The sequence below is a fragment of the Stakelama portus genome, from assembly GCF_003171655.1.
Lineage (GTDB): Bacteria > Pseudomonadota > Alphaproteobacteria > Sphingomonadales > Sphingomonadaceae > Sphingomonas > Sphingomonas portus.
In genome coordinates this window covers 79,550-105,075 of sequence record NZ_QFZL01000004.1, presented here as the reverse complement: position 1 = coordinate 105,075, position 25,526 = coordinate 79,550, and the positions used below count along the sequence as shown (strand labels likewise).

General features: G+C 63.4%; 34 protein-coding genes. 15 read left to right on the top strand and 19 right to left on the bottom strand.

The genetic code is table 11. From position 1 onward, the window contains the following. Positions 1 to 8: 8 nt before the first annotated feature. Genes DKB74_RS11940 through DKB74_RS18625 form a run of 4 tightly spaced genes read right to left on the bottom strand, consistent with a single transcriptional unit; the run spans position 9 to position 1,544 of the window. Entirely contained in the window at positions 9 to 539 is a 531-nt protein-coding gene (locus DKB74_RS11940; RefSeq protein WP_145960976.1) for a hypothetical protein, read from the bottom strand. Next, complete coding sequence (locus tag DKB74_RS11935) at positions 536 to 832, bottom strand: hypothetical protein (RefSeq protein ID WP_109808399.1); 297 nt, start codon at positions 830 to 832, stop codon at positions 536 to 538. Before DKB74_RS11935 ends, DKB74_RS11940 begins: the two co-directional genes overlap by 4 nt. Then, positions 829 to 1,227 carry a hypothetical protein gene (locus tag DKB74_RS11930; protein ID WP_145960975.1) on the bottom strand — a complete coding sequence of 133 codons (399 nt, stop codon included), beginning with the start codon at positions 1,225 to 1,227 and terminating at the stop codon, positions 829 to 831. Before DKB74_RS11930 ends, DKB74_RS11935 begins: the two co-directional genes overlap by 4 nt. Positions 1,228 to 1,286: 59 nt before the next feature. Beyond that, positions 1,287 to 1,544 carry a hypothetical protein gene (locus DKB74_RS18625; RefSeq protein WP_145960974.1) on the bottom strand — a complete coding sequence of 86 codons (258 nt, stop codon included), beginning with the start codon at positions 1,542 to 1,544 and terminating at the stop codon, positions 1,287 to 1,289. Here DKB74_RS18625 and DKB74_RS11920 point away from each other — a divergent pair. From DKB74_RS11920 to DKB74_RS11865, 13 genes are all read left to right on the top strand, one after another. Next, positions 1,537 to 2,367, top strand: coding sequence for a S24 family peptidase (locus tag DKB74_RS11920; RefSeq protein WP_109808396.1), 831 nt, complete (start codon positions 1,537 to 1,539; stop codon positions 2,365 to 2,367). The genes DKB74_RS18625 and DKB74_RS11920 overlap by 8 nt on opposite strands. 82 nt (positions 2,368 to 2,449) lie before the next feature. Then, positions 2,450 to 2,638: a hypothetical protein gene (locus DKB74_RS11915; RefSeq protein ID WP_109808395.1), complete on the top strand. Its 189-nt coding sequence runs from the start codon at positions 2,450 to 2,452 to the stop codon at positions 2,636 to 2,638. Next, complete coding sequence (locus tag DKB74_RS11910) at positions 2,635 to 2,856, top strand: hypothetical protein (protein WP_145960973.1); 222 nt, start codon at positions 2,635 to 2,637, stop codon at positions 2,854 to 2,856. Before DKB74_RS11915 ends, DKB74_RS11910 begins: the two co-directional genes overlap by 4 nt. Continuing rightward, positions 2,853 to 3,008, top strand: coding sequence for a hypothetical protein (locus DKB74_RS18715; RefSeq protein ID WP_154670833.1), 156 nt, complete (start codon positions 2,853 to 2,855; stop codon positions 3,006 to 3,008). Before DKB74_RS11910 ends, DKB74_RS18715 begins: the two co-directional genes overlap by 4 nt. After that, complete coding sequence (locus DKB74_RS11905) at positions 3,005 to 3,244, top strand: hypothetical protein (RefSeq protein WP_109808393.1); 240 nt, start codon at positions 3,005 to 3,007, stop codon at positions 3,242 to 3,244. Before DKB74_RS18715 ends, DKB74_RS11905 begins: the two co-directional genes overlap by 4 nt. Before the next feature lie 131 nt (positions 3,245 to 3,375). After that, positions 3,376 to 4,194 (top strand): hypothetical protein, encoded by an 819-nt coding sequence (locus tag DKB74_RS18710; RefSeq protein ID WP_154670832.1) that lies wholly within the window; start codon positions 3,376 to 3,378, stop codon positions 4,192 to 4,194. Further along, positions 4,191 to 4,643, top strand: a complete 453-nt coding sequence (locus tag DKB74_RS11895) for a DUF4326 domain-containing protein (RefSeq protein WP_109808392.1) — start codon at positions 4,191 to 4,193, stop codon at positions 4,641 to 4,643. Before DKB74_RS18710 ends, DKB74_RS11895 begins: the two co-directional genes overlap by 4 nt. Further along, positions 4,640 to 6,583 (top strand): DNA cytosine methyltransferase, encoded by a 1,944-nt coding sequence (locus DKB74_RS11890; RefSeq protein ID WP_109808391.1) that lies wholly within the window; start codon positions 4,640 to 4,642, stop codon positions 6,581 to 6,583. The genes DKB74_RS11895 and DKB74_RS11890 overlap by 4 nt, the downstream gene beginning before the upstream one ends. Beyond that, on the top strand, positions 6,580 to 7,023 hold the full coding sequence (locus tag DKB74_RS11885) for a hypothetical protein (RefSeq protein ID WP_109808390.1): 444 nt from the start codon (positions 6,580 to 6,582) through the stop codon (positions 7,021 to 7,023). The genes DKB74_RS11890 and DKB74_RS11885 overlap by 4 nt, the downstream gene beginning before the upstream one ends. Before the next feature lie 104 nt (positions 7,024 to 7,127). Next, the gene (locus DKB74_RS11880) at positions 7,128 to 7,427 is read left to right on the top strand and encodes a hypothetical protein (protein ID WP_109808389.1); all 300 of its coding nucleotides are present in this window, start codon (positions 7,128 to 7,130) and stop codon (positions 7,425 to 7,427) included. Beyond that, entirely contained in the window at positions 7,373 to 7,711 is a 339-nt protein-coding gene (locus tag DKB74_RS19145; protein ID WP_109808388.1) for a helix-turn-helix domain-containing protein, read from the top strand. Before DKB74_RS11880 ends, DKB74_RS19145 begins: the two co-directional genes overlap by 55 nt. Beyond that, positions 7,603 to 8,688: a tyrosine-type recombinase/integrase gene (locus DKB74_RS11870; RefSeq protein WP_109808387.1), complete on the top strand. Its 1,086-nt coding sequence runs from the start codon at positions 7,603 to 7,605 to the stop codon at positions 8,686 to 8,688. Before DKB74_RS19145 ends, DKB74_RS11870 begins: the two co-directional genes overlap by 109 nt. A 21-nt stretch (positions 8,689 to 8,709) precedes the next feature. Beyond that, the gene (locus tag DKB74_RS11865; RefSeq protein WP_109808386.1) at positions 8,710 to 9,087 is read left to right on the top strand and encodes a GIY-YIG nuclease family protein; all 378 of its coding nucleotides are present in this window, start codon (positions 8,710 to 8,712) and stop codon (positions 9,085 to 9,087) included. A 108-nt stretch (positions 9,088 to 9,195) separates the two neighbouring features. On the opposite strand, the gene DKB74_RS11860 is transcribed toward DKB74_RS11865, so the two are convergent. From DKB74_RS11860 to DKB74_RS11830, 7 genes are all read right to left on the bottom strand, one after another. Further along, positions 9,196 to 10,143 (bottom strand): helix-turn-helix domain-containing protein, encoded by a 948-nt coding sequence (locus DKB74_RS11860; protein ID WP_145960971.1) that lies wholly within the window; start codon positions 10,141 to 10,143, stop codon positions 9,196 to 9,198. Positions 10,144 to 10,295: 152 nt separating this feature from the next. Continuing rightward, a complete protein-coding gene (locus DKB74_RS11855; RefSeq protein WP_145960970.1) occupies positions 10,296 to 11,195 on the bottom strand; it encodes a hypothetical protein in 900 nt (299 codons plus the stop codon). A 69-nt stretch (positions 11,196 to 11,264) separates the two neighbouring features. After that, positions 11,265 to 12,677 carry an NAD(P)(+) transhydrogenase (Re/Si-specific) subunit beta gene (locus DKB74_RS11850; protein ID WP_109808383.1) on the bottom strand — a complete coding sequence of 471 codons (1,413 nt, stop codon included), beginning with the start codon at positions 12,675 to 12,677 and terminating at the stop codon, positions 11,265 to 11,267. 129 nt (positions 12,678 to 12,806) lie between these two features. After that, on the bottom strand, positions 12,807 to 13,106 hold the full coding sequence (locus tag DKB74_RS11845; protein WP_109808382.1) for an NAD(P) transhydrogenase subunit alpha part 2: 300 nt from the start codon (positions 13,104 to 13,106) through the stop codon (positions 12,807 to 12,809). Positions 13,107 to 13,109: 3 nt separating this feature from the next. Beyond that, positions 13,110 to 13,379, bottom strand: coding sequence for a hypothetical protein (locus DKB74_RS11840; protein WP_161956854.1), 270 nt, complete (start codon positions 13,377 to 13,379; stop codon positions 13,110 to 13,112). A gap of 104 nt (positions 13,380 to 13,483) precedes the next feature. Continuing rightward, a complete protein-coding gene (locus tag DKB74_RS11835; protein WP_109808380.1) occupies positions 13,484 to 14,608 on the bottom strand; it encodes a Re/Si-specific NAD(P)(+) transhydrogenase subunit alpha in 1,125 nt (374 codons plus the stop codon). Between the two features lies 1 nt (position 14,609). Further along, complete coding sequence (locus DKB74_RS11830) at positions 14,610 to 14,798, bottom strand: aa3-type cytochrome c oxidase subunit IV (protein ID WP_275658169.1); 189 nt, start codon at positions 14,796 to 14,798, stop codon at positions 14,610 to 14,612. Positions 14,799 to 14,893: 95 nt separating this feature from the next. On the opposite strand from DKB74_RS11830, the gene DKB74_RS11825 reads away from it, so the two are divergent. Further along, positions 14,894 to 16,321, top strand: a complete 1,428-nt coding sequence (locus DKB74_RS11825; RefSeq protein ID WP_109808378.1) for a sigma-54-dependent transcriptional regulator — start codon at positions 14,894 to 14,896, stop codon at positions 16,319 to 16,321. An 11-nt stretch (positions 16,322 to 16,332) separates the two neighbouring features. Here the strand turns inward: DKB74_RS11825 and folP are convergent, their stop codons facing one another. The 8 genes from folP to DKB74_RS11790 form a co-directional block, all read right to left on the bottom strand. Beyond that, a complete protein-coding gene (gene folP / locus DKB74_RS11820) occupies positions 16,333 to 17,445 on the bottom strand; it encodes a dihydropteroate synthase (protein ID WP_239987491.1) in 1,113 nt (370 codons plus the stop codon). A 356-nt stretch (positions 17,446 to 17,801) separates the two neighbouring features. Beyond that, positions 17,802 to 18,932 carry a site-specific DNA-methyltransferase gene (locus DKB74_RS11815; RefSeq protein ID WP_109808377.1) on the bottom strand — a complete coding sequence of 377 codons (1,131 nt, stop codon included), beginning with the start codon at positions 18,930 to 18,932 and terminating at the stop codon, positions 17,802 to 17,804. A 201-nt stretch (positions 18,933 to 19,133) separates the two neighbouring features. After that, complete coding sequence (locus DKB74_RS11810) at positions 19,134 to 20,822, bottom strand: radical SAM/SPASM domain-containing protein (protein ID WP_109808376.1); 1,689 nt, start codon at positions 20,820 to 20,822, stop codon at positions 19,134 to 19,136. Positions 20,823 to 21,008: 186 nt separating this feature from the next. Beyond that, positions 21,009 to 22,013, bottom strand: a complete 1,005-nt coding sequence (locus DKB74_RS11805; RefSeq protein ID WP_205007873.1) for a M28 family peptidase — start codon at positions 22,011 to 22,013, stop codon at positions 21,009 to 21,011. Further along, positions 22,010 to 22,429, bottom strand: a complete 420-nt coding sequence (locus DKB74_RS18615) for an ExbD/TolR family protein (RefSeq protein WP_145960968.1) — start codon at positions 22,427 to 22,429, stop codon at positions 22,010 to 22,012. The genes DKB74_RS11805 and DKB74_RS18615 overlap by 4 nt, the downstream gene beginning before the upstream one ends. Then, a complete protein-coding gene (locus DKB74_RS11800; RefSeq protein WP_420822414.1) occupies positions 22,426 to 23,055 on the bottom strand; it encodes a ribonuclease HII in 630 nt (209 codons plus the stop codon). The genes DKB74_RS18615 and DKB74_RS11800 overlap by 4 nt, the downstream gene beginning before the upstream one ends. Then, entirely contained in the window at positions 23,042 to 24,244 is a 1,203-nt protein-coding gene (gene thiD, locus DKB74_RS11795; protein ID WP_109808375.1) for a bifunctional hydroxymethylpyrimidine kinase/phosphomethylpyrimidine kinase, read from the bottom strand. Before thiD ends, DKB74_RS11800 begins: the two co-directional genes overlap by 14 nt. A 276-nt stretch (positions 24,245 to 24,520) precedes the next feature. Then, on the bottom strand, positions 24,521 to 24,979 hold the full coding sequence (locus DKB74_RS11790) for a hypothetical protein (RefSeq protein ID WP_109808374.1): 459 nt from the start codon (positions 24,977 to 24,979) through the stop codon (positions 24,521 to 24,523). 80 nt (positions 24,980 to 25,059) lie between these two features. Here DKB74_RS11790 and DKB74_RS11785 point away from each other — a divergent pair, with 80 nt between their 5' ends. Continuing rightward, positions 25,060 to 25,524 carry a MarR family winged helix-turn-helix transcriptional regulator gene (locus tag DKB74_RS11785; protein ID WP_109808373.1) on the top strand — a complete coding sequence of 155 codons (465 nt, stop codon included), beginning with the start codon at positions 25,060 to 25,062 and terminating at the stop codon, positions 25,522 to 25,524. The last annotated feature ends 2 nt before the right edge of the window (positions 25,525 to 25,526 follow it).

Here is a 25,526-nt window from a genome sequence, read left to right as displayed (position 1 = left end):
GGCTCCCATCACAACGCTCCCGGCACGGTGCGTCGCCCGGTCGCCACGATCGTCACGATCCGTCGCCGGTTCGGCCCCTGATCCTCCACACGGATCTTCCGTTCGCGGATCAGCTTCTTGATGCGGTAACTGGCGGCATCGGCGTCTTTCAGGCCGCAATCGCGCGCCAGCTCGGCGTTGGTCGGGCACAGCTGCGAAAAATTCGCCGCCCGGCGCAGCCGCGCCAGCACCTTTTCTGCCAGCGCATCTTCCTGCGGCGGCACGTGGCGATCGACCACCGGCTTGTTCGGATCGATCGCGCACCGCACTGCGATGAAATTGCGCCCGCCGACAATCGCCTGTGTCGTCAACGTTACCAGTCCGCTTTCGGCTAGAATGCGCGCCCGCGACACGGCAGGCGCGCCGCGCGGCAGCTCCGGCCCGGTCGCATAGATGCAGCGTTCGCCCGGAAGGGCAATCGATACCCAGTGATCCAGCTCGTCGACCTCCGCAGCCAGCGGCACGCGCGCGACAGTGTTGAGCACCCCCGCCATGGTCACGCCGCCATCCGGTCAACTTCACGCGCCGCAGGACGCTCGAACCATCCTCGATCGCTGGCGCGATAGAAATCGCGCGGCATCACGGCGCCGTCTGTCGCTTGCATCACGGCCAGCCCGATTTCGTGCCCCGGCAGCAACTGCCCGGCGATAATGCGGTCGATCATGGCGGTGTCGATCATTGCGTTACTTGCGAGCGCATCGAACGCACCGTCGCCCTGCGCGCCCAGCCACCAGGCAAGCCGATGCGCCCCCGCATTCGGGACCTTCGCCGTCAAATGCATCTTGCGCTTCATTGCCTGCCCTCCGCCAGCATACGTCGTCCCTCGGCAAGCAACGCCGAGATCTTGCGCTCTTCATCTTCCAGAAGCGGCAGCAACGCTGCCCATTCCTTGCCGTCGATGCCGTCGGGCGCCGCCTCGATCAGCGCGACCGAACAGCGCGAAGCGGCCGCCGCCGCCTGCAGGGCATCGGTCGGATTGCCGAAATGATCCGGCTCGATATGCACGCCCAGATCGGCAAGGATCGCGTTCACAGTGCTGCCCTCGCCCGCCGCGATCAGGCGGCGCAGCTCATGGACCGGCATCTGATTGGCCGGATCATCATCGGCCAGACGATTGCGAACCGTGCCCTCGCCGCATCCCAGCACATCGGCCAGATCGCTGTTCGACCATTCTCGGTCGCGCTTCAAATCCGCCAGAGCCGCTGCGCAGCGACGCTTCGTAGTGGATTGCGTGAAGTGCCCGCCGATCAGCATGACGTTGCGCCCAATGCGGTCGTATCACTTGCGGCATGATCCGCACTGACCAGCTCAGCGTCCCTCGCCGTCATGAAATCGGCGATCCGATTGAGCTTTATCAGACCGGGCATCCGCTTCCCGGCGCGAAGATTTGCCAAGAGGTTTTGATCGCCAACCGCGTCACGTCCGAAACGGGACTCGGCCATTCCATGGCGGGAAAGAAAGCCTTCGATCGTGGCAATCAATTCGGGGGGCGTGGGTATGTCCATAGCCCCGCTTGATATGTCGTCATACGATGACATTGCAAGCAAAATATGTCGGCAAAGGATTACAGGGAGAAATCACCGATTGTCAGCTATTGCCGACATGATGGCTTCTGACCCGACCACCCTTTACGAGCGACTGCTGGCGGTAAAGCCCGCAGGCCTGTCGGAAAACGCCTGGGCTTTGCGCGCAGGCGTCAATCGCGGCGTCTTTGCCAATATCCGAAAACGCAATGCCGCGAACCACGCGACGATCTCGAAACTGCTCGACGCCATTGGTGTCACTTTTGCCGAATTCGAAGCGGGCATCCGCGCTGATGAGAAAGAACCTGCGCCCAAGGCGGTTCAAGCACCGCGACTGGCGTTTCGCGGCGATGATCGCCCGAAGGACGTTCCGGTTCGCGGCACTGCCCAGTGCGCCGATCGCGAGTTTGATGGCGACGGAGCGCAGGTGTTCGTCGAAACCATGCAGCTCGATGATGAAGTCGTCGATCACGTAAGGCGTCCGGCCTCACTCGACCGCCGTCGCGACGTTTACGCGATTTATTTCAACGGCACGTCGATGGAGCCGCGCTATGAGCCGGGCGAGGTGGCCTATGTCGATCCCAAACGAACGCCCCGGTCGCGCGACTATGTCGTAGTTCAGCTGCGCAAGCCCGATGACGATGGCGAACGAATCTACACTGTCCTCGCCAAACGCCTTGTGAAGGCTGCCCCCACCTACCTCGAACTGGAGCAATTCAACCCACCGCTTACTTTCCGCGTCGACCGGAAACAGGTCGCACACATGCACCGCATCATCCCGTGGGAGGAGCTGGTCGCTTTCTGACTGTCGGCGTTTGCCGACAATATCGCTTGACTGTCATCATACGACGACATAACACCAGCCTCCGAACCAGTCGGAGGCAGGCATGGACACGCTACCCGAACTTCCCGAACCCCGTGCGCCGGAACCCGCGCCGGATTTCGCCGCGCTCGATGCAGCGCTGAACGGCGCCGGCACGGCCATCGCCGATCTGCGCCAACACGTCGAAACCATCCGCCGGCATTTCAGCATCCACCATCACGTCGGCAGCTGCCCAGCGGCCGAGCGCGCGTGATGCTCAGCCCCCGCTTCACCAGCACGGGCCGCGACAATTGGCACTGCCCGTCCGAATGGCACCGGCACGATGCCCGCTGGCATGGCAAGACGATGCTCGCGCGCGACTGGCGCCGCCGCTGGGCTCCGCGCTTAGATCGTGCGACCCGCATCGTCGCACTGGTCGGCGTCGGCATCGTTCTCGCCATGGCGGCGATGCAATCGGGCCTGCTGCCATGAACCGTCGCCCGCACCCTCCCCAAGACGATCGCAAGGCCCAGCTGGAAATGCAGCGCTTCGTCGAACGCATCGGCACTGCCGTTAGCATCACGCTCTTTGCGATCACTGTGCTGGCCGTCCTTAAGTATCTCGGCTTGGGGATCGATCGATGACGCGCCCCTGCATCTGCCGCCGCCGCAAATGCGCCCGCCCGCGCCAGAAATGGGAATATTTCTGTGCCGATTGCTGGGGCCGCATTCCCCCGCGCCTGCGCGCGCTGATCACCATTGCGACAAAGGCAAAGCGCATTGTCGCCCGCGATCAGCTCCGTCACGACGCCGAAGCCCATCTGAACGGCACCCACGACTGGAATGGCTCAGCCAGTTCCGAACCGGAGATGGCCCCATGATCCCCCGCGCCAGCCTCGACCAACCCCACGGGTCGCACCGCACCCCGGTGGCGCAATCCCCCAGTGACCGACCCGTCGAGGCCGGGCCGGTCACACCCTGACATTTTTCATCCGCCATCAGGAGCCTGTCGATGACCAACGAAATCACCACAAATGCGCCGGAAAATCCGGTTACTCTCTTCAAATCCGTCGTGGCCGAGGAACGCTGGCTGCGCGGCGATTGGTATCGTCAGGGCGAAGACGGTCGCGAATATCTCTGCCTCGCCGCTGCGTTCGGAAAGCCCGGCGATATCACCAGCACCGACCAATGCCCGACCGGCCTGCTGCCGCAATGGCTGTTCGGATTGATGCCCCACCTCGACGATAATGTGCCCGAGGCGGATGTTCCGTGGCTGTTCAAAAACTTTGCCACGCGCATCGATGCCATGGTGGCACTCGACGGGGCGGCGTGGAACCGCATTCATACCGGCCTGCTCATCGCGACGGTACGTCAGGCGATCGAGGCGGCAACGCCTGCAATCCCTTCGCCAGCGCCTGATTATTGGCAACAGGTTACGGCGGCTTCGCAGCAGGTTATCGAGGCGCTCCAGGGCAAAGGCGATCTAAAGGCAGCGGAAGCGGCGGCTAGGGCGGCGGCTAGGGCGGCGGAAGCGGCGGCTCTGGCGGCGGAAGCGGCGGCTAGGGCGGCGGAAGCGGCGGCTAGGGCGGCGGCGGCGGGTCGTTCGGCGGCGGCTAGGGCGGCGGCTCTGGCGGCGGAAGCGGCGGCTAGGGCGGCGGCGGCGGGTCGTTCGGCGGCGGCTAGGGCGGCGGCTCTGGCGGCGGAAGCGGCGGCTCTGGCGGCGGAAGCGGCGGCTAGGGCGGCGGCGGCTAGGGCGGCGGCTACTCGAAAGATCGCAGATACGCTGTTCGCTCTTATCGACGCCGAAATTAACGCGACGGCGTTGGCATGACTGTCATCCACCGTCCCGCTGCCGCCACAGGATCGCCGGGCATAGGCCCGGCGATCAACGGCGCATTCGCGCCGCGATCTGATATCCCGCACCGCATTCAGCGGACACGTCGGCGCTTCAATTTCACGCCACCCGGCGCGGTGTATGTCGGACGCCCCACGCTGTGGTCCAACCCCTTTTCGGGTCGCGCGCGGATCGGTCACAAACGCAGCGTGATCCTCTATCGCGCATGGGTGACGGGCAGCCTCGACCCCTCGACCCTGCTGCGGATCGGAGTGTTCAGCGAAGCTGAGGTCTTTGCGCTCCGTCGCTGGCGCGATCGGCTGATCGCCGCATTGCCGCAGCTTCGTGGGCGCAATCTGCAATGCTGGTGCCCGCTCACCAGTGACTGGTGTCACGCGGAAACACTCCTGCGACTAGCGAACCCGCGGTTGGGGGTGACGCCATGACCCCTCTCATCATCGACAATTTCGCCGGCGGCGGCGGCGCGTCCACCGGCATCGAGGCCGCGTTGGGCCGCGCCGTCGATATCGCCATCAATCACGATGAACAGGCGATCCGGATGCACGAGGTCAACCATCCCGACACCCGCCATATCCGCAACAACATCTGGCAGATCGACCCGCAGGAAGTCTGTGAAGGGCGCCCGGTGCAGCTCGCGTGGTTTTCCCCCGACTGCAAGCATTTCAGCAAGGCGAAGGGCGGCAAGCCCCGCGAAAAGTCGATCCGCGATCTCGCATGGGTGGTGGTTCTATGGGCACAACGCGTCAGACCCGACGTGATCCTGTTGGAGAATGTCGAGGAATTCCGCACCTGGGGGCCGCTCTGCGATGAAGGTCGCCCGATAAAGGAACGCGCGGGAGAAACCTTCGACAAATGGCAACGCGCCCTGCGCCGCGCGGGCTACAAGCTCCAGTTTCGCGAGTTGCGCGCCTGCGATTACGGCGCGCCGACGATCCGCAAGCGATTTTTCATGATCGCCCGACGCGACGGCAACCCGATCGTCTGGCCAGAACCGACTCACCGCCCGCCTTCGGACGCGGAATTTCAGACCTGGCGAAAGCGCCAGCGCGCGGCGGGGTTCAAAGTGCCGGCGGCAAATCTGCCACACTGGCGCACCGCCGCAGATATAATCGACTGGTCGATCCCCTGCCCGTCGATCTTCGAGCGCAAAAAGCCGCTGGCAGACAAGACGCTGCGCCGCATCGCGCATGGCATCATGAAATTCGTGGTCGAAAACCCGCGCCCGTTCATCGTCCCGCTGACACACCATGGTGAAGGCGCTCGCGGTGCGACGATCGATACACCGATGTCGACCGTCACCGGCGCCAATCGCGGCGAACACGCCGTAATCATGCCGCATGTGACGAAGTTTCGGAACGGTGCGATCGGCAGTGGCGCATGCGAGCCCGTGCCGACCGTCACCGCCAACAGCTTCATTAAGCGACCAGGCGGGTCCGCACCGTTGGGTGTTGTCGAAGCGAAATGCGCGCCCGTTGTTGTTGGGACTGCGTTCAAGAATACGCGAGCCGCTAGGGCGTTCGATCCTCAAGAACCGCTGCACACCGTCACTGCATCGCTGAAGGACCACAACTGCGTCGTTGCAGCGTCTCTGGTGCAAACCGGCTATGGCGAACGCGAAGGACAGGCTCCGCGCGCAATCGACCCGGAGAAGCCGCTTGGCACGGTGGTAGCCGGCGGGGCCAAGCACGCGGCGGTGACCGCGTTCATGCAGAAGTTCTCGCAGAACGGCCAAGGCTATGAGCCGAGCGATCCGCTGCACACCGTTATGGCTGGTGCGCCGCGACACGAGGTCGTTAGCGCCCATATAGAGCAAGCGAACGGCGGGCCGCGCAACGACCGCCTTTCCGGCCGTGCCGCCGACGCGCCGCTCTCGACGGTCGCCACGACCGGCTCGCAACAACGCGTCGTCACCAGCAATCTGGTCAAGCTGCGCGGCACCTGTGCTCATGGTCAGGCGACCGACGAACCGCTGCACACGATCAGCGCAGGCGGCACCCACATGGCTGAGGTCCGCGCCTTCCTGATCAAATATTACGGCAACGAACAGGACGGCCACGGACTTGATAGTCCGCTTGGCACCGTCACGGTGCAGGATCGCTTCGGCGTCATCACGGTTACGGTCGAAGGCGAGGAATATGTGATTGTCGATATCGGCATGCGCATGCTCACCCCGCGCGAGCTTTTCAATGCGCAGGGATTTCCGCCCGATTATGTGATCGACCGCGACAGCAACGGCGATCCCATAACCAAGACGGCGCAGGTCGCCAAATGCGGCAACAGCGTCTGTCCGCCCATCGCCGAGGCACTGGTGCGCGCACAGTTCGCGAACGCTGACACGCGCGAAGCGGAAGATGTCGCCGCATGACCCCCGCCACCCCCTATATCGGCGACTGGCCAACGCTGCGCGCCACGGCGGAACGCCTGCGCGACGATCGCGCGCGCACCGATCCGGAGTTCGTCAAATCCGGCAAGCTCGCGCCTGCCGCCGCCGATGCCCGCGCCCAGGTCGCCGCGACGCTCGCCACCATCTGGGCCGCCGTCGACGAACATCGCGACATTCCCGAAGTGCATGCCTGTGACGCCGAAATCCGCGCCGACCTCGCATGGGCAGTGAAGGCGGCCGAACGCCTCGTCGCCACCCGCCCCGACGATCTGGCGCTGGCGCGCTATGCCGCGCGTCTCGCGACACTGGCCCATTATCACCAGCCCTATCGCCCCGGCGCCCATACCGCACTGATCCGCTTCCTCCATTGCTGCAATCAGCAGGCACGCGCCGATCGCGCGGCGCGGAATGCCGCAGCGTGAACAAGGTCGACACTCCCTTGTTACAAGCGTGCTCCAGAATGGGCCATAACCGCACGCCCGGTCAGCAGGAGGGTGGATGGGCACCGCGTCCTTGCCCCGAATGCATGAAGCCGTTCGAACCGAACCGCGCCAATCAGCTGTTCTGCACGCCTGCGCACAACACCGCCTGGAACAATCGCGCCACGACGCGCGGGCGCGTCCTGACGCCGCTGTCGATCGTCGCGCGCATCACGCGCAACGGCACACGCGGAACTTCAGAAGCGCGCAAGGCGGGACGCGAGGCCAGCAATCATCACAACACGCTGATCCAGCGTTACCGCGACGAATATCGCGCCGCCGGGCGCATGGAATGGCCAGAATATATGCGCCGCCGGTTCGCTGCGGGCTTCGATCCGCTCACATGACCCCGCTTCTACTCACCGAGGAACAGGCCGCCGAGCGGTTGAGCCTCTGCACCAAAACCCTGCGCAAGGAGCGTCAGGCGGGCCGACTGCCCTACATCTTGATCGGGCGCGCGGTTCGCTACACGGTCGACGATCTCGAGTCGTTTATTGCTCGCGCCCGACAGGACACGCCCGCATGTCAGTCTACAAACCGAAAAACTCGCCGTATTTCCAATACGACTTCGTCTGGAAGGGTACTCGCTTTCACGGCTCGACAGGGCTCAAAACAAAGCGCGAAGCCCTAGCATTCGAAAGCCGAGTCCGCAGCGATGCGATTCTCGACATTCGCGAAAAGCCGCCCATTACACTCGATGAAGCATGCGGCCTGTATCAGGACCATGCAGAGCATCAGACCAGTTGGTCAACCACCCGCTACATGCTGAAGGCGCTGATCGAAGGGCTGGGCGCAAATCGGCTGTTGTCGGAAATCACTCAACTCGATCTGCAACGCTTCTTTGCGCGCCGTCGCGCCACCCGCAGCAATGCGACCATCAATCGCGAAGTGGAAAATTGCCGTGCCGTGTGGCGCCGCGCCGCTGGCGCAAAGTTCGACATCGGCGACATGCCCGAATGGAAGCTTCTGTTCCTGAAGGGCAGCAAAAAGCCGCCGCGCGAACTATCCATTTCGGAGGAACCACGCTTGTTTGAACAGCTCCGGGCGGATCTGATCGACGTCTGCGACTTCGCGCTCAAATCGGGCTGGCGCCAGGCGGAAGTGATCGGCCTGCGCTGGAAGGATGTCGACTTCGACGCACGCCAGGCACAGACTAAGATCAAGGGTGGCGACATCATTCGCCGACCGCTGACGCCCACGCTGATCGCGATCATTGCCAATCAGCCAAAGGTTTGTCCGTTTGTGTTCACCTATATCGCCCAGGTCGACAAAGCAGAGGTGAAGCGCGACAAAAAGGGCCGAAAACACCCCGCCCGCAAAAAGGGCGAACGCTATCCGATGACGAAAACCGCGCTGCGCGGCGCCTGGGCTGCGGCAAAGAAAGCCGCTGAGATTGAAGACTTCCGTTTCCACGACCTTCGCCACACCCGTGGCACCCGAATCGTCCGTGCCACCGGCTCACTGGCAGCTGCCAAGGAAGCGCTCAAACACCGCCACATCTCAACAACGCTGCGCTATGCCCATGTGTTGGACGACGACGTGCGAAACGCGTTGGAAGCTTCTGAAAGCCATTCCGGTTTCGGTGAGCGGAAGGCCAAGCGAGGATGATACTGATCGAAGCGGGAGCTTATGACAGAGGAAGAACGAATCGAACTCGGATGGAAAATCGGGTGGGTCTATTTCGTGCAAGTCGGAAGTGGAGGCCACATAAAGATCGGTTGGGCAAAGGATCCGACAAAACGGATTGCAAGCCTGCAGACCGCCCAGCCGCAGCAACTTAAATTGCTTGGCGTCATCCCCGGTTCGTTAAAGGCAGAGCGCGAAGTGCACGCTCTGTTCTCTCAAGCTCGCGTTCGCGGCGAGTGGTTCAGGCGATCCGACGTAATCGAAGACGTGCAGCGTCTCATCATGGAAAAGGGTTTCCGCGTCATCGAAGCCAGAAGGTCCCGGAATAATCCCGAACAAAAGTCGGACAGTCGATTTAATATCGTAATTCCAAACAGTTAGGCCGCGATGATTCTCGGTGTAAACGAGATGCTCTACCAACTGAGCTAACCGCCCGATCGCGTGTGGCGCCTAATACAGCCTAATGCGACCGGGACAAGTGCCTCGCATTCAAACGAGCGTCAGCCCTTGTTTGCGGAGCGTCGCGACATAGGCGCGCATCTGGTCGCGTCCCTTGGCGCTCAGCGCGATATAGGCGCGGCGCCGATCGTCCGGATCGGCATGCCGTTCGAACAGCCCGGCGTCATGCATGCCGCCGATCCAGCGTAGCGCAGTGGTGGGCGGCACCGCCGCCGCGATGCACAGGCTGGATACCGACACGCGCCGCCCCTCCAGTTCGGCGGCGAACAGGTCGAGCAGCATGTCCCAGGCGGGATCGGCGAAGAGCTCGTCGCCGAAAAACTGCCCGCGCATCCGTCGCGCTCGAATGACGGCACGGATTTCCTCCGCCTTGATATCGACGGCATGGCCGTTGCCCTGATCGGGTCCGCGATAGCCGCTTGGCGGTTCGCGCAGCGCAATCGCGCCGACATCCGGTTCGTCGCCGCGCGTCAGCCGGACCAGCGTGTCGGCGATGCGCGCGACTTCCTCGTTCAGCCGCTGCAGCCGCGCCGCCTCGGCATCGCGCGTGACATCGTTCAAACGCAGCGCGCGCCGCTGCAACAACTGTTTCAGCGCAAGGACGCGGTCGGCAGGCCCGGGTTCGCACAGCAATGCCAGCGCGCCGTCGAACCAGCGGCCGGCGACATCGTCGAGCATCGATTGCGGCACGGTCGCCAGCACCGCCGCGCCGCCCGCGCGCGCGGCGGCAATCGCATTGTCGAACACCCGCTCGGCCTGTGCAACGTCGCGCCCGCTTGTTTCGATCAGGATGACGTCGGCACTCGTATCGATCCGCGTGACTGCCGCGTTCCAGTCGCCTCCGGCGATCTCGCGCAATCCCGCGGCGTCGATTGCCGCACGCAACCCCGCATCGTCGCATCCCGCGTCGGCGATCAGGATCGCGGACCCGCGCAGATCATAGCTATCCGAGAGCATTTGCGATGTCGTTGCGGTCATGGTCGGCCCCGTGAGTTCATCATCTGTTCCAGATTTGCCGGGTTCCTCCGAAATGGTTAGTTCAAAAATATCCATTCCGGAGGTTATTTGGCGACGGAATAGGCGGTCGCACGGCATTTGCTCCACTTCGGATCAATAGCCGCGCGCTTCGCTCAATAGAGTTCGTCCTCCTCGAGCTCGCCATCCTTAATCAACAACCAGCGAGTCGCCGTGGCAACCGATGCGAAGTTGAGGGCATAGGCGATCGTGACCGCCAGCCACATCGCCAGCGCCTGCCCGATCCTGACCGCCCCGGACGCATTGAGCTGACGCCCCATGAACCGGGACGAGGAATAGCGCGCCGCGTCGGGATCGACGAAAGACAGGGCGAACGCGTGAAACAGGTCACCGAAAAACGGATAGAGCAACGCCAGCATAATCCCGACCGCAATCAATCCGACGATCAGATATCCCGCCAGCAACTGCCAGAAATGACCGCGCGTCAGATCCCATGCATTATCGATCGAAATGCGCTTGCGGATCAGCACCAGCGGCAGCGCCGTCGACAGCCGCACCCAGACCCACAGCATGAATCCCGTCAGAATGAGCCACAAACCGACCGTGAGCCAGCGCAGCACACCCATGTCCCCCTGACTGGCAAAGGTGAAAAAGCTGCTCAGAAAGCCGATGACCAGCCCCAGAAAGATCGCGCCGAGCCAATAGAGAAGGAACATGATGACGAGCAGCGCGAAAACGCGCAGTTCGTCGGCGCTGAACCGGATCGAGAACCCGCGGGCGTTCTCGCGGTCAAGTGCGGCGCGGAAAACCGCCGATCCGATCACTGCCGTCAGCGCCATGTACAAAAGTTGCAGGATCAGCTGCACGATGATTCCGGCACCGGGCGAAACCGGCTGGGTGGGATCGCGACCGACCAGCACACTCTGCATCGCGAACAGGATCAATACGATCCCGACCATGCCCACCAGCAGCAACAGGCCCCACATCAATATCGAGCCCGGCCGCTCGAAAATCAGTCTGGTCGAGCCGCTTACGATCTTTCCGACAAGTGACATGCAACTTCCCCCCGCGAAGTGTACTGCGCCAGCACGTCAAAAATGGTTCGGGAAAATCGCCGCTCCGGGTCAGTCCAGAGCCTTGACGATTTCCTCGACCATCTTCTTCGCGTCGGCGAGCAGCATCATCGTGTTGTCGCGGTAGAAAACCTCGTTGTCCACACCCGCATAGCCGACACCGCCCATCGATCGTTTGATGAACAACACGGTCTTGGCCTTTTCGACGTCGAGAACCGGCATGCCGTAAATGGGTGAGGATTTGTCGGTCTTGGCAGCCGGGTTGGTCACATCGTTCGCGCCGATCACGAATGCGACATCGGTCTGGCTGAATTCGCTGTTGATATCTTCCAGCTCGAACACTTCGTCATAGGGCACGTTCGCTTCGGCCAGCAGCACGTTCATATGCCCGGGCATACGCCCCGCCACGGGATGGATGGCGTATTTTACCGAAACACCTTCTTCCTTCAGCTTGTCGCACATTTCGCGCAGCGCATGCTGCGCCTGCGCCACCGCCATGCCGTATCCGGGAACGATGATCACCTGTTCGGCCTGCTTCATCAGGAACGCCGCATCCTCGGCGCTGCCGCGCTTCCACGGGCGGTCGATCTTCTCGCCGCCAGCACCACCGCCGCCGCTTTCGGCGCCAAAGCCGCCGGCGATCACGCTGATGAAGCTGCGGTTCATCGCCTTGCACATGATGTAGGACAGGATCGCACCCGACGATCCGACCAGCGCGCCGGTGATGATCATCGCACTGTTATGCAGCGTGAAGCCCATCGCCGCCGCCGCCCAGCCCGAATAGCTGTTGAGCATCGAAACCACGACCGGCATGTCCGCGCCACCGATCGGAATGATCAGCAGGAAGCCGATGACGAAGCTCAGGATCGTGACGGTCCAGAAGATCCAGGGCGCCTGATCCTGCGTGAAATAGGCAACAAGCCCCAAAATCCCGGCCAGCACGCCCAGGTTGATGACGTGACGACCCGGCAGCATGATCGGCTTGCCGCTCATATTGCCGTTCAGCTTCAGGAACGCGATCACCGAGCCCGAGAAGGTGATCGCGCCGATCGCGACGCCCAGCCCCATTTCGACCCGGCTGACCGGAAAGATCACGCCACCCTCGGCGATCCCGAACGCACCGGGATTGAGGAACGCCGCGCACGCAACCAGCACGGCGGCAAGGCCGACAAGCGAGTGAAACGCCGCAACCAGCTGCGGCATCGCAGTCATCGCGATACGGCGCGCGGTCATCCAGCCCACGGCACCGCCGATGCCGATGGCGGCGGCCAGCTCGATCGGGCTCGCGATATGATGCGTTGCCAGCGTCGTGACGACTGCGATCGCCATGCCGGCCATGCCGTATCGATTGCCGCGGCGGCTCGTTTCGGGGCTCGAAAGCCCGCGCAGCGCGAGAATGAAGCATATGCCCGCCACCAGATAAGCGAGCGCCACCCAAGGATTTACCGGTGCGGCTTCGTGCATCCTATTCCTACCCCCTGAACGTCGCCCCTGCAAAGACAGGGGCCGATCTCTCCATCGTCATCTGCTGCGATTGTGGAGAGAAACATGGGCTCCCGACCGTCCGGGAGCGACGATTATTGTGCCCGGCGCCTATTTCTTCGCGGCTGCCGGGCGCTCCTTCTTCTTGTACATGGCGAGCATCCGCTCGGTGACAGCGAACCCGCCGAAAATATTGACGCTGGCAAGCGCCACCGCGACCAGCCCCAGCCACTTCGCGACTTCCTGCCCCGCCGCCATGCTGGCGATCAGCGCGCCGACGATGATCACCGACGAAATCGCATTGGTAACCGCCATCAGCGGCGTGTGCAGCGCCGGTGTCACCGACCAGACGACATAATAGCCGACAAAGCACGCCAGGACGAAGATCGAAAGGATCGCAATAAAGTCCATCGGTTATCCCCCGTTTGTCGGTATCGGCTGCACCGCATTGCGGCCCTGCACCGAAACCGACGACATTTCCGGACGCAGCCGCATCGCGCCGCCTTTATCGCGCGAGAAGACGCACAGCGCCATGCCTTCCACCCGCGCATTGAAGGTATTCACGCCTTCGAAATCGATGCGCAGGATCGTCAGATCCTCCAGCTCGGTGGCGCGAGTCGAACGTTCCTCGAATTCGGAACCCCCGCCCAGATTGGTGCTCACCAGCTGACGGCATTCACGCATCGCAGTATCGCCGGCGCTCGGTCCGCATGCGCACAACGACATTGCCGCGCCCAGCACCGTCGCCGCCCCGCCGGAACGGCAGGTCAAGGCAACGGCGCGCCGCATCACAGCAACCTGGCATTCACAACCTTGCCGTCGCGGGTCAGCCGGATCGCGTCGCCGATCTCGTCGCCATCGGGCAATACCGGCCTGCCGGCATCCTTGTCCCAGAAGGCCGACAGGAAGTTGTAGAGGTTGCGCGCGAACAGCGCCGAGGAGTCTGCGGCGAGCCGGCTCGGCACATTCTTGTGGCCGACGATCTTCACGCCATGTTTTTCGACGACCTCGCCGGCAACCGACCCTTCGACATTGCCGCCCTGTTCGACGGCCAGATCGACGATCACGCTGCCCGGTTTCATCGTCGCGACCTGTGCGTCGGTGATCAGGCGCGGCGCCGCGCGACCCGGGATCAGCGCGGTGGTGATGACGATGTCCTGCTTGGCGATATGGCTCGATACCAGCTCGGCCTGTGCCGCCTTGTACTCGTCGGACATTTCGGTGGCATAACCGCCGGTGCCTTCGCCTTCGATGCCTTTGACATTCTCGACGAAGATCGGCTTGGCGCCCAGCGACTGGATCTGCTCCTTGGTCGCTGCGCGCACGTCGGTCGCCGAAACCTGCGCGCCCAGGCGGCGCGCCGTGGCGATCGCCTGAAGCCCCGCGACGCCGACGCCCATGACGAACAGCCTGGCGGCCGAAACCGTGCCCGCCGCCGTCATCATCATCGGAAAGGCGCGACCATATTCGGACGCGGCGTCGAGCACTGCCTTATATCCCGACAGGTTCGACTGCGAGGACAATATGTCCATCGACTGCGCGCGCGTGATGCGCGGCATGAATTCCATCGCCAGCGCCTCGGCGCCAAGCTGCGCATAGGCATCGACCCGTTCGCGCTCGCCAAAGGGATTGAGGCCGGCGACGATCCATGCGCCCTGCTTCAGCCCGGCAAGGCTGTCGGGCGCCGGGCCCTGAACGCCCAGCACGATATCGGCGTCCGCCAGCACTTCGGCCCGGCTCCCGATCGTGGCACCGGCATCGGTATAGGACGCATCGGCACAGGACGCCGTATCGCCCGAGCCCGCTTCCACAGCCACGGTCGCGCCCAGAGCGATGAATTTCTTCACCGTCTCCGGCGTTGCGGAAACGCGCCGCTCACCGGCGGCGGTTTCCTTCAAGACGGCGATCCGCACCTCAGCTGGCGATCAGCATCACGACGCCGGCTACGATGATCGCAACGGCAACCGTTCCGATCTTCACCATCGACATGAAGCCGTTGAAGGTATTCTGATGTACCTGGATTTCGGCATTGTCGCCCATTGCGGCTGTTCCCCTATGCGCAAGAATTGCCGTTTCCTTAACCGGCAGGTTCCTTCCGAACAAGTGCAGCTTGGCTTCTTGCAGGCTTAAGTCCGCCTTTACCCATATTGCGTATCAAACGCCCTGATACGGGACAGTTGGGAACGAAGGAATCGCCTATGACGCGCAATGGGCAGCGACTCCTGATGCTGATTGACGACGAACCGGCGCAGCGGCGTCTGGTGGCGGCAATCACTGCGCGCCGGGGCTGGCGCACCATCTTTGCCGGCGATCCGGAAACCGCGATCGCGACGCTGGGCACGCCCGACGGGATGGCGCTCGACGCCATTCTGCTCGACGACTGGTCGTCGGATTGCGACGCCGGAATGCTGATCGAACAATTGCGCGCCCGCCGCCCGCAACTGCCGATCCTGACGCTCACCGCCAATGGTTCGGTCGCATGCGCCGTTTCGGCGATGCGCGCCGGGGCCACCGACTATCTGGTGAAGCCGCTGGCGCCCGAACGGCTGCTCACCGCGCTCGAAGTCGCGGTTGGCGGCAAGACTGCGGGCGAACTGCGCCCGTTGAGCGAAAAACTCTCGCATCCGCTCGGCTTCGACGAAATCGTCGGTTCCGCGCCCCAATTCCGCGCCGCGCTGGCGATCGCGGCCAAGGCAGCGCGCGCCCGCGTGCCGGTGCTGATCGAAGGCGAAAGCGGCGTCGGCAAGGAAGTCGTCGCCGAAGCGATTCACGCCGCATCGCCGCGTAACAAGAAGGAGATGATCTCCGTCAATTGCGGCGCGATTCCCTCCAACCTCGTCGAATCGGAACTGTTCGGGCATGAAAAAGGCTCGTTCACCGGCGCTTTCGAGCGCAAGATCGGCCGGTTCGTCGATGCCGATGGCGGCACGATCTTCCTCGACGAAGTCTGCGAGATGCCGCTCGAGGCGCAGGTCAAATTGCTGCGCGTGCTGCAATCGGGCGAGATTCAGCCGATCGGCGCACGCCATGGGCGCGAGGTCGATGTCCGCGTGATCGCCGCGACCAACAAGCTGTTGACCGCCGAAGTCGAAGCAGGCCGGTTCCGGGAGGATCTCTATTACCGGCTCAATGTCGTTCAGGTCGCCATCCCGCCGCTGCGCGACCGAACCGGCGATATCCCGGCATTGGCGCGCCATCTGCTCGGTCGAATCGCCGAACAGCCGGGCCTTCGCCCGCTCGGCATAACCGATGAGGCGCTTCAGCTGCTCGGCACCTATGAATGGCCCGGCAATGTGCGCCAGCTTCAGAACGCGCTCTTCCGCGCCGCCGTGCTGTGCGAAGGCGATGCGCTGACGCGTTCGGATTTCCCCCAGATCGCGCAACAGGCCGAAGGCCGCAGCGCCAGCCCGTCGGCCCCGGCGGGCAATATGGGCCATGCCGGCGTCACGCTGTTCCGGCCCGACGGCAATCTGCGGCCGCTGCACGAAATCGAAGCCGATGTGATTCGCCTCGCGATCGGCCATTATCGCGGGCGCATGACCGAAGTCGCACGCCGCCTGGGCATCGGTCGCTCGACTTTGTACCGCAAGCTCGGCGAATTGGGGATCGACCAGAACGCGGCCTGATCGCTGCCGCGTCAGCCCGCAACCAGCGCCGCGTCGCGCATGCCGCGCCAGACGCGCAGTGCCTGCACCGTTTCGAACACGTCATGGACGCGGATCAGCTGCGCGCCCAGCTCCGCCCCTTTCAGCGCGAGCGCAAGTGATCCGCCCAGCCGTTGTTCGGCCGGCGCCTCGTTCGCCAGCGCGCCGACGATCCGCTTTCGGCTCGCGCCCAGCACCACCGGACAACCCAGCCCGTGAAACAGCGCCAGCCCGTTGAGCAGCGCGAGATTGTCGCTCAGCGACTTGCCGAAGCCGATGCCGGGATCGACCAGTATCTTCGTCCGTTCGATGCCCGCCGCGACGACTGCATCGACTCGCGCTTCCAGCCAGTCATAGGTTTCGATCAGCGGATCGCGATAGCCGCTGCCGCCATGCGGCCCCTTTTTCGGATCGGGCGAATGCATCAGCACGACCGGGCATCCTGCCTTCGCCACCACTTCGACTGCGCGATCGTCCCATAGCAACGCCGCGACATCGTTGACGATATGCGCACCGGCTGCGAGCGCGGCTTCCATCACCCCGGCCTTGCGCGTGTCGATCGACACCAGCGCGCCGCCGCGAACCAGCCGCTCGACCACCGGCACGCTCCGCGCAATCTCGTCGCCTTCCCAGACCGTTTCCGCGCAGGGGCGTGTCGATTCGCCTCCGACATCGATCACCGCCGCGCCTGCGGCACTCATATCCACACCGGCGCCCGCAGCCGCAGCCGGATCGTCGAGATGCTTGCCGCCGTCCGAAAAGCTGTCGGGGGTCACATTGAGAATGCCCATGACCTGCGGCTGATCGAAGCGCAGCGCACGCTCGCCCAGCGGCAGCGGCGGACGCGGCGCCGAAATACGCGCCGCCAGGCCGAGCAGCGCCTCCCCCTGGGCGATCTCGTTCGCCACGGCGTTCAGTTCGGCGACCGGAACGGTGCGGCGCAGGGCGCGCGCGCCCTCGACCATGGCAGTCAGTTCATAGGCCGCGAACCATTGCAATCCGCCCGCCAGCCGCGCGACTTCGCCGTCCCGGCCCACCGGCGTATCCACGAATTGCACGGGTCGCAGATAGATATTGGCAGCAGCGCCAAGTGTCGCGTCCATCATCAAAGCTCCAGCCGATATATGCTTGCAACAACCTGCGAATATCTGCAGATTTTCGAGGCAACTAGAATCGATACGGAAATGCAACTGTCAGAAACTGGGCATGTCTGTCGAAATTTGCTATTGATCTTCTTGCAGAAATGCGGCCTAGCGACTTTATGCTTGAAGTTTCTCGTGAAGTACTAGCCTACGGCATCATTGCCCTTTCCGGGGTGATCGGCATTGCTTTTCTGACCGTCTATCTGCGGCGGCGGCACCGGAATCGTCTCCGGCTCCGCGGCATCAAACGTCACGGCCATTAATTCCCGCTTCGATCAGGCCCGTTTCAGTCGGGCCGCCTTCAATCAGGCCCTTTTCAATCAGGGCTGCGTCGCCAGCAAATAGGTCTGGCGGACAGCATCGATCGGGCGCAGCCCATCGGCAGCTTCATAATGCCAGAAGGTCCAGCCGTTGCAGCTCGGCGCGCCCTGCAGCGTGGCACCCATTTTGTGGATCGAGCCCGCCTGCCCGTCCTCTAGCGCGAGCGAACCATCGGCGCGGACGCTCGCTTTCCAGCGTCGCTTGCTGTCGCTCAACACCGTGCCGGGCTGAAGATAGCCGGTTTCGACCAGCGTACCGAACGCGACGCGCGGCGCGGCCTTGCCTGCCTGCATGATCTTCAGATTCGATTCGTCGAGCGGCAACGCGGCATCGATCCGCTCCTGCGCGGCTTCGATATAAGCCGTCTCGCGCTCGATACCGATGAACCGGCGGCCAAGCCGCTTGGCGACGGCGCCGGTCGTGCCGGTACCGAAGAACGGATCGAGCACCACGTCACCCGGCTTGGTCGACGACAGCAGCACGCGATACAGCAACGCCTCGGGCTTCTGGGTCGGATGGACCTTGTGCCCGTCCTTCTTCAGCCGCTCCTGACCCGCGCAGATCGGCAATTCCCAGTCCGACCGCATCTGGATCTCGTCGTTCAGCGTCTTCATCGCGCGATAGTTGAAGGTGTATTTCGCCTTCTCGCCCATCGACGCCCAGATCATCGTTTCATGCGCGTTGGTAAAGCGCGTGCCCTTGAAATTGGGCATCGGGTTCGCCTTGCGCCAGACAATGTCGTTGAGGATCCAGAAGCCCAGATCCTGCACCGCCGTGCCGACGCGGAAGATATTGTGATAGCTGCCGATCACCCACAGCGTCCCGGTCGGCTTCAGGATGCGGCGCGCTTCCTTCAGCCAGGCGCGCGTGAACTTGTCGTACAACGCAAAGCTGTCGAACTTGTCCCAATCGTCGGTGACCGCGTCTACATGGCTGCCGTCGGGACGGCTGAGGTCGCCGCCGAGCTGAAGATTATAGGGCGGATCGGCAAAGATCGCGTCGATGCTGTCGGTCGGCAGCGCCTTCATATGCGCGATGCAATCGCCCATCAGGATCTGATCGAGCGGCAGCACGCCTGCCGGAGTCACGGCAACGCGCGTGCTTTTCTTAACCTTCTCGATGACCCCCATACGCCCCTTCCCTGAACCAAAGGCGCCCGATCCTGCGGATGTTCGGGACTCCGTCAAGCGATCATTGGTTAACGGAAATTCCTTAGGAATCGTTAACTTGGCGGAACATTTGTCGGACCCCCGAGATGTTGAGTCCGAAACTTATCCACAGGCACAAGCGATGGGGTGTGGCCCGAAAGACTCACTTATCCACAGGCTATGTCAGCCAAGCGCCACCGCCTCTCCACCCAGCGCCTCGCGCTCGCGGAGCCGATATTCGGCTTGCTGTTCGAAGCCGAGCCGACGCAGCGCCGACGCCTCGACCAGCAGCAGATCCACGTTGCCACGCAAGCGGGTCCGTCCTCCCGCACACAGCGCGACGATCGTCGCGTCATCGCCATCGGCGTCGCGAATCGCATCGCTCAGCGCTGCGAAACCGTATCCGGCACCCAGTGCATCGGTCGGCAGGCGGGCTTCGAGCGCCCGCGCCCGCCAGGTGCCGACATCGTAGAGATGCGCTCGCGGATCGGCGAGGCGCGGATCGCGCAGCGTTTCGAGAAAGGCGCGGTGCAGCGGATGCTGGACATCCCCGACATTCTTGCGCGCATAATCGCGCGCGATATGCCCGCCGGTATTCTGCATCATATACATGCGGAAACTATCGGCGCCGAGTTCTTCGGCCAGGTCGATAAACGCCGGCATTTCGTGGAAATTGTCGAGCTGGATCGTCGCGTTCAGGTGAAATTCGCGAAACTCGCCGCGGTCGTGCTTGTCGGCGATGAAGCGCAGATTGGGATAGAGCTTCTCCCACTTGCCGGGACGCCGCACCACTTCATACACCCATGGGGTACAGGCATCGATCGAGACATTGACCAGCGCTTCGTACCGGTCGAGCCCGGCATATTCCTGCCAGCGCTTTTCGCCCATCAGCAGCGCATTGGTATGAAGGTCGAGGTCGACGTCGAGTTCATGATCGGCAAGATAGCGCAGGATCGAACGATAATGCGGCGCCGACCAGGGATCGCCCTGCCCCGACAGCGAAATCTTGACGCGTCCCCCCGCGCTCAACAGCGGCTGGAACACCTGTTGCTCGATCTTGGCAAAGCGCGCTTCCTGCGCTTCGCTCGCACCCAATATCTCGCTGCGGCACGACGGGCAGGCCAGGTTGCACGACACGTCATGGGCCAGGAACAGCCAGCGCGGCGGCGTATCGAGCGCGGTCTGCCCGGCATCGATGATCGCGCGCAATCCCGGATCGGCGACCGCATCGCGCCTGGGCAGCTGATCTTCCATGATCAGCGTACAACGCTGTTTGTTGCAATAGCGATAGCTGCCGTCGAGAATGCTCTCGCGCATCTGCTGCGAAGACGGGCTGTTCCAGATTTCCTCGGCCGTCTGCCCGTCCAACGTTCCCAGTCTTTTCTGCGTCCAGATCGAACAACAGGGCGCGACCGTGCCGTCCATCAGCGTTTCGAACTTGATGAAGGGCGCGTCGCAGAACCGGTCCGACAGATCGGCGCTTCTGCCCGGCGTACCGATACGATCGACGAAGAAATAAGCGCCCGCCACCATCGGGCAATGCGCGTGGTTCGCGGCCAGCCGGCTGAGCGCGGCCAGCCCCTCGGCGCGATCGACCGACAGGGCGTGCAGCACACCGGCAACGACATCCAGCGCCTTGCCGACACTGCCGCCCTGCCCCGGACGCACCTGCGCAATCAAATCGCGCAGCATAGCGACATCGTCATGCGCCGCGGCGTCGGCCAGCATCGGCCAGAGTTCGGGATGATCCAGATTGTCGCCCAGCCGCGCGACGATGCTGTCGAGGATTGGATAGAACGGATTTTCCTCGGGCGCCGCTACCGGCTCCGCAGCGCCGGTATCAAAGGCATTTCCCGATTGCGCAAAAGACATTCAAACCGCCCCACCCAAAATATCCGTCCGGTTCATTGTAGAGGGAAGCGGGCAAGAACGTCCGGGAGCTAGGAAAAACTTGCCGGGTGCCGGGCCTATCGCATGTAGTGGAGGTCGCTTACCGCGCCGGTACAGGCATCGATCCGCATGTGCAGCCCCCCGCCGCCCCGATGCCATGGTGGGAGTTCATCGCCATTGCCGAACCATCGCCTCCAGCCCCTGCGTCACCAGCGCGAGGCGGCGGTAATCGATTCTGTCGGGCGTATCCTTTGCATCGTGATACCAGGGATAGCGAAAGGGCGCGGTGTCGGTGACCATCACGCCACGATAGCCCGCCTGCTCGAACGCCCAGTGATCGGACCAGTCGATCCCCTGCAGCCAAGCCGGGGCGCTGCCGCCGACACTGGGAATAGTCGCATGCTCGCGAAACCGCGCCACTGCCTCGCGTACCAGCGGGCGCGACCCCAGCGTGCCGACAAAGGCAATGAAATTGCCAGTATCGGGATAGAAATAGCTGAGCGGCGCGGGGTATTTCTGGCTGCCCGGCACGTCCGAATAATAGCCCATCGTTTCGAGCGAGAACATCGCATCGACCGGCTCCCGCGCCGCCGCGAGCGCCCTGGCATAGACAAGACTGCCCATTTCGGCGGTCTTGAACCAGGGCGGCTCTTCATTGACGAAGAATACCAGCCGGATGCGCATCGCCGCCTTGCCGCGAAGATCGGAAAGACGGCGTGCGAGCGCGAGCAGCACGGCGGTGCCGCTGCCATTGTCGTTCGCGCCCGGCGCGTTGCCCGCACTGTCATAATGCGCGCCGATCACCAGCGTGTGTGCATGCGGATCGGCGGGATCGATCACCGCTTCGATATTGCGCACGCGCGTCCCACCCGCTTCGAACGCCTGCCGACGGACGGTGTAGCCCGCCGCGGCAAGTTGCGTCTCGATCAGCTGCGCCGCATGTTCGAGCGCTTCGGGATGCGCGACATTATGCGGCGTGCTGGCAATCGCGGTTACATCGGTGCGCAGTTGCGCGACCGTCGCCGGATCGGGTTCAGGCAAGGCACCGCGATAGCTCTGCCCCGGCACCGCCAACATCCAGTTGAGGCCGGCCACCGGGACTGCAACCAGCAAAAGCAGCAAACCGGCAATCACGATCCCTCGCAACGGCGCGCTGCCGCCGGAATAGCTCATTGCCCATTCCCAAGCATGCGATCCAGATAGAGCGGGCCAGCACCCGCTCCAACTTCACCGCACAAGCCGAGCCGACAAAGCTCGCTTTCGGCCATCACAGTCCGCACCTGACGAACCTTATCGCACCCGGCATCTGTATCTATCTTCAGCACTATCGCCGGTTCCGGGCGGAACCTCGCCGACCGGGCAAGATAGTCCGCAACTTCCGTCTCGCTACTTGGCTGCCCGTTCCATCGCAGTGCGCCAGACGCCGCAAGTTGAATTTCGCTTCGGTCGCGCAGATGCGGCCATTCGGTGAGCGGATCAAACCATCCATCAGGGGCAGCCCCGCACTGTTTCACACCATATGTGCCGCCACTGCAGCCCGAAAGCAGCAGCCATAGCGCCACCCCACCGGCGCGCATCGCGGCGATCAAAACATCAGCTCCGCCTGCGCCACCGGCGCGAAGCTGCGGCGGTGGTGCGGGGTTGGGCCCAGCGTGCGCAGCGCGTCGGTGTGGACGCGCGCGCCATAGCCCTTGTTCGATGCCCAGCCATAGCCGGGGAACTCGGCGTCGAGCGCGATCATCATCGCGTCGCGACGTTCCTTGGCGACGATCGATGCCGCCGCGATCGACAGGCAGCGCGCGTCGCCGCCGATCACCGGTTCGCTGCGATGCGTCCATTTCGGGCAGCGATTGCCGTCGACCAGCACGAAGGCGGGCGGCAGCGCCAGCGCCGCGACGGCGCGTTCCATCGCCAGCATGCTCGCCCACAGGATGTTGAGACGGTCGATTTCCTCGACGCTGGCAATCCCCACCCCGATCTGCGCGCATTCGATCAGCGCCGCGCAAAGCGCCGCGCGTTTCTTTGCCGACAATGCCTTGGAATCGTTCAGCCCGTCGGGGATGCAATCGGGATCGAGCACCACGGCGGCCGCGACCACCGGCCCGGCGAGCGGCCCGCGCCCGGCCTCGTCCACTCCCGCCACCGGCCCGCGATGGAGCGCGGAGAAATGAAGTTCGCGGGTAAAATCAGGCCCCGCCCCGTCAGCCATCGGCATCCTCGATACGCCAGGGCGGGAAACGCCGCATCTCGCCGGCCTGATAGAGGCAGATCGCATTGCCCGACGGATCGGTCAGCCGCGCATCGCGCCAGCCCCATTTCTGGTCGGTCGGCTCGGTATCGAACACGACGCCCTGCGCCTTCAGATAGGTTACCGTCATGTCGAGATCGCCGCATTCGAAGAAGATGACCGGGCGCCCGTCCATCTCTTCGGCCGCTTCGATCGAGAAAGTCGCGCCGCCTTCGGCTTCGAACCGGGCATAGCGCGGTTGTGCACGAACGATCTGTTTGAGGCCGAGCAGGCGATAGAAACGCTCGGCAGCCGCAAAGTCGCCGACCGGCACCGTCACCTGATTGAGCATCGGCGCAAAGCGCGACAGGTTGAGGTCGAGCCGCACGTCGTGATGCCCCATCGGCCCATGGCCATGCCCCAGCCCCGGCGCCGACAGCATCGCAATGCGGACGAACCGCCGCGCGCGGGCAATCGCTTCGGGCAGCGTCCAGTCCTTGGCGAGTTCGACGGCGATGGCGGTGGACAGCGTACAGCCGGTGCCATGCGTTTCGTCGCTTTCGATCCGCGCGTCGCGCCATTCCATTTCGGGCGGATTTTCGCCATGTTCGGGGCAGAACAGCCGGTCGGTCACCTGGCTGCCCTTGCCATGGCCGCCCTTGACCAGCACGGCGCTGCCGCGACGCGCAACCAGCGACCGCGCACTGTCGCGCTGGGCATCGCGATCGACGATCGACTGGCCGGAAAGCGCCTTCAGCTCGGGCAGATTGGGCGTGGTGACAGTGGCGACGCGCATCAGCCGCTCGAACGCGGCGATGGTCAGATCGTCGGCCAGCACGCCGCCCGATGTCGCGACCATCACCGGATCGAACACCACCGGAACGCCAGGAAATTCCTCGAGCTTTTCGGCAACGGCATGCGCGGTTTTGGCCGATCCAATCATGCCGATCTTGACCGCATCGGCGCCGATGTCGCTCAGCACCGCGTCGATCTGGGCCATCACCATGTCGGTGGAGACCGGATCGACTGCCTCGACCGCGCGGGTATTTTGCGCGGTGATCGCGGTGATCGCGGTCATGGCATGCGCGCCGAGCATCGTCGCAGTGCGGATATCGGCCTGAATCCCCGCGCCGCCGCCCGAATCGGAACCGGCGATGATCAGAATGCGCGGCGTCATGGCTGAAGCTCCGAAACGGCCTGGAAGTTTAGGAAGTTCAGGGCACGTCCCACCCGATCCGCCCCCCGCACGCGAAGACCGCGGCAGCGTGACGGGTTGGCGATCGAGGGCGTGCGACGGATCATGGGCTTAGCCTTGCCACAGCCAGGGCCGTGTAGGACAGCCCCTAATGCCCCGTAACCGAAGCGCCGCGTTTCGGGGCATCGCGATCTTCGCGGTTCACAAGACCATCCTGTTCAGGACGACCCGCTAGCACGATACTCAGAAGGGCAGAATTCAGCGCTGCGGACTTATGCGACGGGTCTTCAACCGCCCGGTCATTCGGAAACCGTCGCGCATATTGCGGCTGAGAAGAACCAGATTTGTCGCGCCCGCAATCAGTTCGAGCGCCTGCACCCCATAGAATGCCGTATCGAATTCGCCCGCCCCTGCCTTTGAAGCGAGAAACAGCGCGGATGGGATCAAGACCAGCAAGCCGTTCGCCGCGATAAGAGGCATGCGCTTCCGCTTGACGGCGACCAGTCCCGCCTTCCGCCCCTGTGCCAGTGAAAAACCCGTGCCGCCGGTGGCAGCAAGCGCGGGAACGAGCAGCAGGAACCCCCAGGGAATCGCCGTTTTGACGGCAACGACCATCTCCTTCGAACCGAGCAGTTCGCAAAACACCGTCGAAAGCCAGAAGGTCGCTATCGTCAGAAGCGCGATCGCGCCTGCTATCGGATGAATCAGCTTTTTCATGGGCACGCGTCCTTGGCTACGATATTGTCACCAGGAACCATATATGACATGATGATGTCAATATAAATGTAAGGTGCCATATGTCAGATTCGACCGAACCCTCGAAAGCCGAAGCACTGACCGAACTGATCCTGACCATGTTTCGAACCAATAATGCGACGCTCGCATGGGGCGACCGGGTCGTTTCGCCGCTCGGCCTCACCAGTGCCCGCTGGCAGATTTTGGGAGCGATCGTTCAGGCCAGTCGCCATCAGCCGGTGGCATGGCTGGCGCGGGATCTGGGCGCGAACCGGCAGAATGTGCAACGGATCGTCAACGACCTGCAGAAAGAGGGTCTGGTTTCGTTTCAGCCGAACCCGCATCACAAACGGGCGCAGCTCGTTGTCCTGACCGCAAAGGGACAACAGACCTATGAAGCGGCAATCCGCCTCTATGATCCGCTTGTTCAGGCATTGGCGCAGGGCCTGTCTGCCGGGGATATTCGGGCCGCGATCGGCGTCCTGTCGACGCTGCGGACAAGGCTCGAAGCGCCCGCTGGAGAATAGGG

What these genes read in the sequence shown, in the direction of transcription:
- DKB74_RS11860 (WP_145960971.1), bottom strand. Translation starts at nt 10,143, where the DNA reads ATGACCGCAACGACATCGCAAATGCTCTCGGATAGCTATGATCTGCGC.
- DKB74_RS11935 (WP_109808399.1), bottom strand. Translation starts at nt 832, where the DNA reads ATGAAGCGCAAGATGCATTTGACGGCGAAGGTCCCGAATGCGGGGGCG.
- DKB74_RS11805 (WP_205007873.1), bottom strand. Translation starts at nt 22,013, where the DNA reads ATGAGCTATTCCGGCGGCAGCGCGCCGTTGCGAGGGATCGTGATTGCC.
- DKB74_RS11850 (WP_109808383.1), bottom strand. Translation starts at nt 12,677, where the DNA reads ATGCACGAAGCCGCACCGGTAAATCCTTGGGTGGCGCTCGCTTATCTG.
- DKB74_RS11785 (WP_109808373.1), top strand. Translation starts at nt 25,060, where the DNA reads ATGTCAGATTCGACCGAACCCTCGAAAGCCGAAGCACTGACCGAACTG.
- DKB74_RS19145 (WP_109808388.1), top strand. Translation starts at nt 7,373, where the DNA reads ATGGCCAGAATATATGCGCCGCCGGTTCGCTGCGGGCTTCGATCCGCT.
- DKB74_RS11880 (WP_109808389.1), top strand. Translation starts at nt 7,128, where the DNA reads ATGAAGCCGTTCGAACCGAACCGCGCCAATCAGCTGTTCTGCACGCCT.
- DKB74_RS11920 (WP_109808396.1), top strand. Translation starts at nt 1,537, where the DNA reads ATGTCCATAGCCCCGCTTGATATGTCGTCATACGATGACATTGCAAGC.
- DKB74_RS11915 (WP_109808395.1), top strand. Translation starts at nt 2,450, where the DNA reads ATGGACACGCTACCCGAACTTCCCGAACCCCGTGCGCCGGAACCCGCG.
- DKB74_RS11905 (WP_109808393.1), top strand. Translation starts at nt 3,005, where the DNA reads ATGACGCGCCCCTGCATCTGCCGCCGCCGCAAATGCGCCCGCCCGCGC.
- DKB74_RS11825 (WP_109808378.1), top strand. Translation starts at nt 14,894, where the DNA reads ATGACGCGCAATGGGCAGCGACTCCTGATGCTGATTGACGACGAACCG.
- DKB74_RS11800 (WP_420822414.1), bottom strand. Translation starts at nt 23,055, where the DNA reads ATGCCGATGGCTGACGGGGCGGGGCCTGATTTTACCCGCGAACTTCAT.
- DKB74_RS11895 (WP_109808392.1), top strand. Translation starts at nt 4,191, where the DNA reads ATGACTGTCATCCACCGTCCCGCTGCCGCCACAGGATCGCCGGGCATA.
- DKB74_RS11810 (WP_109808376.1), bottom strand. Translation starts at nt 20,822, where the DNA reads ATGTCTTTTGCGCAATCGGGAAATGCCTTTGATACCGGCGCTGCGGAG.
- DKB74_RS11845 (WP_109808382.1), bottom strand. Translation starts at nt 13,106, where the DNA reads ATGGACTTTATTGCGATCCTTTCGATCTTCGTCCTGGCGTGCTTTGTC.
- DKB74_RS11790 (WP_109808374.1), bottom strand. Translation starts at nt 24,979, where the DNA reads ATGAAAAAGCTGATTCATCCGATAGCAGGCGCGATCGCGCTTCTGACG.
- DKB74_RS18625 (WP_145960974.1), bottom strand. Translation starts at nt 1,544, where the DNA reads ATGGACATACCCACGCCCCCCGAATTGATTGCCACGATCGAAGGCTTT.
- DKB74_RS18710 (WP_154670832.1), top strand. Translation starts at nt 3,376, where the DNA reads ATGACCAACGAAATCACCACAAATGCGCCGGAAAATCCGGTTACTCTC.
- DKB74_RS11865 (WP_109808386.1), top strand. Translation starts at nt 8,710, where the DNA reads ATGACAGAGGAAGAACGAATCGAACTCGGATGGAAAATCGGGTGGGTC.
- folP (WP_239987491.1), bottom strand. Translation starts at nt 17,445, where the DNA reads ATGATGGACGCGACACTTGGCGCTGCTGCCAATATCTATCTGCGACCC.
- DKB74_RS11885 (WP_109808390.1), top strand. Translation starts at nt 6,580, where the DNA reads ATGACCCCCGCCACCCCCTATATCGGCGACTGGCCAACGCTGCGCGCC.
- DKB74_RS11855 (WP_145960970.1), bottom strand. Translation starts at nt 11,195, where the DNA reads ATGTCACTTGTCGGAAAGATCGTAAGCGGCTCGACCAGACTGATTTTC.
- DKB74_RS11840 (WP_161956854.1), bottom strand. Translation starts at nt 13,379, where the DNA reads ATGCGTGAATGCCGTCAGCTGGTGAGCACCAATCTGGGCGGGGGTTCC.
- DKB74_RS11815 (WP_109808377.1), bottom strand. Translation starts at nt 18,932, where the DNA reads ATGGGGGTCATCGAGAAGGTTAAGAAAAGCACGCGCGTTGCCGTGACT.
- DKB74_RS11870 (WP_109808387.1), top strand. Translation starts at nt 7,603, where the DNA reads ATGTCAGTCTACAAACCGAAAAACTCGCCGTATTTCCAATACGACTTC.
- DKB74_RS18715 (WP_154670833.1), top strand. Translation starts at nt 2,853, where the DNA reads ATGAACCGTCGCCCGCACCCTCCCCAAGACGATCGCAAGGCCCAGCTG.
- thiD (WP_109808375.1), bottom strand. Translation starts at nt 24,244, where the DNA reads ATGACGCCGCGCATTCTGATCATCGCCGGTTCCGATTCGGGCGGCGGC.
- DKB74_RS11890 (WP_109808391.1), top strand. Translation starts at nt 4,640, where the DNA reads ATGACCCCTCTCATCATCGACAATTTCGCCGGCGGCGGCGGCGCGTCC.